At 68.2% G+C, this 4,185-nt stretch carries 3 protein-coding genes and 1 pseudogene; all 4 read left to right on the top strand.

Annotated elements, in window-relative coordinates; genetic code table 11:
• Positions 1-343: 343 nt before the first annotated feature.
• Positions 344-1,678, top strand: coding sequence for an inositol-3-phosphate synthase (locus tag FL311_RS41570; RefSeq protein WP_141333149.1), 1,335 nt, complete (start codon positions 344-346; stop codon positions 1,676-1,678).
• Positions 1,656-2,582 (top strand): phosphatase PAP2 family protein, encoded by a 927-nt coding sequence (locus FL311_RS41565; RefSeq protein ID WP_141333148.1) that lies wholly within the window; start codon positions 1,656-1,658, stop codon positions 2,580-2,582. Before FL311_RS41570 ends, FL311_RS41565 begins: the two co-directional genes overlap by 23 nt.
• Positions 2,575-3,819: a GtrA family protein gene (locus tag FL311_RS41560; RefSeq protein ID WP_074948594.1), complete on the top strand. Its 1,245-nt coding sequence runs from the start codon at positions 2,575-2,577 to the stop codon at positions 3,817-3,819. The genes FL311_RS41565 and FL311_RS41560 overlap by 8 nt, the downstream gene beginning before the upstream one ends.
• Positions 3,809-4,185 (top strand): annotated as a pseudogene (locus FL311_RS41555) (hypothetical protein); the annotation flags it as partial. The gene FL311_RS41560 and the pseudogene FL311_RS41555, both read left to right, overlap by 11 nt.

Here is a 4,185-nt window from a genome sequence, read left to right as displayed (position 1 = left end):
GTCAACACCCACCCCGCCACTTCACCCGGGGTCCTGGCGACCCCGGACCTACCCTCCATGCCCATGGAAGGTCAGGTAGGTGTCATTTTTCTCACGACCTGGCGTTTCTCTGACAGGCGCGTTCGCGTCGGCTTGTACCTGGGCCTGTGCTGATCCATCAGTCCGCCCCACGTCGTGCTAACCAGCCTGCCCCACATCACGTTGAAGTCACGAACGCTTTAGCGTATCAACCATCCGCATCCGAGATTTTCCGCAAACCCCACGGCATCCAGTCGGTGCGCAGCGGCAAAGTCCGAGAAGACTCACCACAGGGCGGCCCCCCGCCCCCCTTAAGGAACCCACGATGGAGAACAAGAAGTCGGTCACGAAGCCCGAGGGCAGGCTGGCGGTGCTGGTGCCCGGGCTGGGCGCGGTGTCCACGACGCTGATGGCGGGCGTGGAGCTGGCGCGGCAGGGCAAGGGCGCGCCCATCGGCTCGTTGACGCAGATGGGCACGGCGCGGCTGGGCAAGCGCACGGACGGACGGACCGTGAAGCTGGGCGAGCTGGTGCCGCTGGCGGGCCTGGGTGACGTGGTCTTCGGCGCGTGGGACATCATCAGCGAGGACGCGTACCAGGTGGCGGTGCGCTCCGGCGTGCTGCACGACAAGCACCTGGAGCAGGTCAAGCCGTTCCTGCAAGGCATCAAGCCGAAGAAGGGCGTGCACGACCCCGAGTTCGTCCGCCGCATCGAGGCCAACCACACCAAGTCCACCAAGACGCATCGCGAGAGCGTCGAGGCGCTGCGCCAGGACATCCGGGACTTCATCAAGGAGCTGGGCGCCACCCGCGCGGTGATGGTGGTGTGCAGCAGCGTGGAGACCTTCCGTCCGCTGCCCGAGGCGTTCAAGACGCTGGCCGCCTTCGAGAAGGCGCTCGACGAGAACAGCCCGGACATCAACCCCACCGCGCTCTACACCTACGCGGCCATCAAGGAGGGCGTGCCCTTCGCCAACGCCACGCCCAACGCCAGCGTGGACACGCCGGCGCTGCAGGAGCTGGCGAAGCAGGCGGGCGTCCCCATCGCGGGCCGCGACCTCAAGAGCGGCCAGACGATGATGAAGACGGTCATCGCCCCCGCGCTCAAGGCCCGCATGCTCGGCCTCGAGGGCTGGTTCTCCACCAACATCCTCGGCAACCGCGACGGCGAGGTGCTCGACGACCCCGCGGCCTTCAAGGCCAAGGAAGTGACGAAGTCGAGCGTGCTGGACACCATCCTGCAGCCGGAGCTCTACCCCGAGCTGTACAGCAAGTACTCGCACAAGGTGTCCATCCACTACTACCCGCCCCGCGGCGACGCGAAGGAGGGTTGGGACAACATCGACATCATCGGGTGGCTCGGCTATCCGATGCAGATCAAGGTCAACTTCCTCTGCCGCGACTCCATCCTGGCGGCGCCGCTCGTGCTGGACATCGCGCTGTTCCTGGACCTGGCCAAGCGGCTGGAGTGGCGGGGCATCCAGGAGTGGATGTCCTTCTACTTCAAGAGCCCCATGGCGCAGCCGGGCCTGCCCGTCGAGCACGACCTGTTCATCCAGCTCACCAAGCTGAAGAACACGCTGCGCGTCGTGGCCGGTGAGGAGCCCATCACCCACCTCGGACTCGACTACTACGGGGATGACCTCCCGCTCGCGCGCTAAGACTCCGGCGTTCATCTGGCTCGTCACCCTGTTGGCGATGGGCCATTTGATGCTGGTGACGGCCACCGGTCGGCTCCGGTGGGACCACGTCGCGGCGGACGTGGCGCTGCTGGGGGTGGCCTGGGCGGGCCCCCGCACGCGCCGCTTCCTCTTCGGTGGGTTCCCGCTGTGGCTGACCGGCATGCTGCTGGACAGCCAGGGGCTCTGGCTGTTCCTGCGCGGCCCCATCCACACAGGTGACTTGTGGGTGTGGGAGACGCAGTGGTTCCCCGCCCCCGGCGGTGTCAACTGGCCCCAGTGGTGGAGCACGCGCTCGAACGTCGTGCTGGACCTGCTGTGCGGCTTCGCCTACGCGGCCTACCTTTACGAAGTCTTCTTGATGGCCATCTTCTTCTTCGTGAAGAAGGACGCGCGCTTCGAGAAGCTGTGCTGGGCCTTCCTGGTGGTGAACGCCCTGGGCGTGGTCACCTACCTGCTCTATCCGGCCGCGCCGCCCTGGTACATCCTGGATTACGGCCCGGGCCCCGCCAACCTGGCCGCCCTGCCCAGCCCCGCGGGCACGGCGCGCTTCGACGCCCTGTTGGGCATCAACTACTTCGCCGGCTTCTACGCGCGCAATCCCAACGTGTTCGGAGCCATGCCCTCGCTGCACGCGGCCTACCCCTTCATGGTGATGCTGTTCGTGTGGAGGGATGGGTGGAAGTGGCGGGTGGGCACCGGGGCGTTCGCCCTGCTCGTCGCATTCTCCGCCATCTATCTGACGCACCACTATGTCCTGGACGTGCTCGCGGGCCTCGCCTTCGCGCTCGCGGCCTTCCTGGCGGTGGAGCTGGCGTTCTCTCGCAAGAGCGCGCCCATGACTGTTTCGATGCCGCTGACACCTGGAGGGGACACCCGTGCTTGAGAACCTGGTCGCCTGGCTGACCGGAAACCTGTCTCCGTCGGCCCGCATCTGGACCGCGCTGGCTCCCGCCATCCTCGCCTGTGTGTACTTCCTGGGAGGCCTGCTCGTCTTCTGCATCCGCGTCGCCTTCAAGGGCGTGCCGCGCGACGAGGAGACGCTCAAGCGGGGCAACGCCGGCTTCGTGGGCTACTTCCTGCGCCACTACTTCTTCTGGATCATCCAGCCGCTGTGGGCAGTGATTCTGCGCTCGGGCCTGCCGGCCAACGCGCTGTCCATGCTGTCGGGCCTGCTCGGCATCTCCTCGGGTGTGGCGGTGGCGGCGGGGCGCTTCGCGCTCGGCGGCTGGCTGTTCCTGGCGGCGGGCATCCTGGACGTGATGGACGGGCGAATCGCCCGCACGCGCAAGGAGGCCAACCCCGCGGGCGCGGCGCTGGACTCGGTGCTGGACCGGTACGTGGACTCGGCGATGTTGATGGGCCTGGCCTGGTACTACCGGGACACGTGGGTGCTCCTGCCCGCGCTGGGCGCGCTGCTGGGTTCGTCGCTGGTGCCGTACGTGCGCGCCAAGGGCGAGGGCCTGGGCGTCAACGTGCGCGACGGCGCGATGCAGCGGCTGGAGCGCGTGCTGTTCCTGGGCGCGGGCACGGCGCTGTCGCCGATTCTGGAGGCGGTGTTCTGGCCCGAGGAGAAGCACCCCATGCACTGGATGGCGGTGGTGGGCCTGGTCTTCGTCGCCATCATGAGCAACCTGACGGCCATCTCCCGGTTCCGGAACCTGGTGAAGGCGCTGGCGCCGAAGCGCCAGGAGGCGCGCTCGGAGAAGGCGATTGTGGGCCTGAACGCGGCGGCGGGCGCCATCGCGACGGTGGCGGACTTCGCGGTGGTGCTGGCGCTGGTGGAGTGGATGGGCCTGCTCCCCGCGTGGGCGACGGTGCTGGGCGCGCTGCTGGGCGCGGTGGTGAACTACTCCATCAACCGGGTGCTCACCTTCCGCAGCACGGCCGCGGTGGGCCGGCAGATGATGCGCTACGCGGTGGTGAGCGGGACGAGCGCGCTGCTCAACGCGGGCGGCGTGGCGCTGCTCACGTTGCATCCGCAGCTGGCGTACACGCTGGGCTGGTGGCTGGTGCGCGGCGTGGTGTACTTCGCCTGGAACCTGCCCCTGCAGCGCGACTACGTCTTCAACGACACGAACTCGTCGGACGCGCTCATGGAGCAGCGCCCCCATGCGGCGTGAGGGACGGTCCCAGGTCCTGGGACTCCTGCTGACGCTGCTGCTGCCCACCGTGGCGGCGGCGGGCGCGGCGCTGGAGCCCACGCTCTCCCCGAGCGACAACTACGGGGAGAGCTTCACCTTCATCGGGGACCTGGAGGACGGCACCTTCGTGCTGGTGCAGTTGCAGGTGACGAACATCGGCCCGGGCTCGCGCACGGGCATCTGCCGGGCGACGGTGCTCAAGCCGGGGCAGCGCGCGTGGACGCCGCAGAAAAAGGTGGGCGCGAAGGAGTGGAGCTATGACGCGGCCACCAGCACCTTCCGGGTGGGAGCGTGCTCGGCGCGCTCCGCGGACGGGGTGACGAAGGTGGAGGCGGGGCTGGAGGG

Origin of the sequence: Myxococcus sp. AB025B (genome assembly GCF_006518215.1) — a bacterium.
Classification (GTDB): domain Bacteria; phylum Myxococcota; class Myxococcia; order Myxococcales; family Myxococcaceae; genus Myxococcus; species Myxococcus fulvus.
This window is presented reverse-complemented; position numbering and strand designations above follow the sequence as displayed.

What these genes read in the sequence shown, in the direction of transcription:
- FL311_RS41570 (WP_141333149.1), top strand. Translation starts at nt 344, where the DNA reads ATGGAGAACAAGAAGTCGGTCACGAAGCCCGAGGGCAGGCTGGCGGTG.
- FL311_RS41565 (WP_141333148.1), top strand. Translation starts at nt 1,656, where the DNA reads ATGACCTCCCGCTCGCGCGCTAAGACTCCGGCGTTCATCTGGCTCGTC.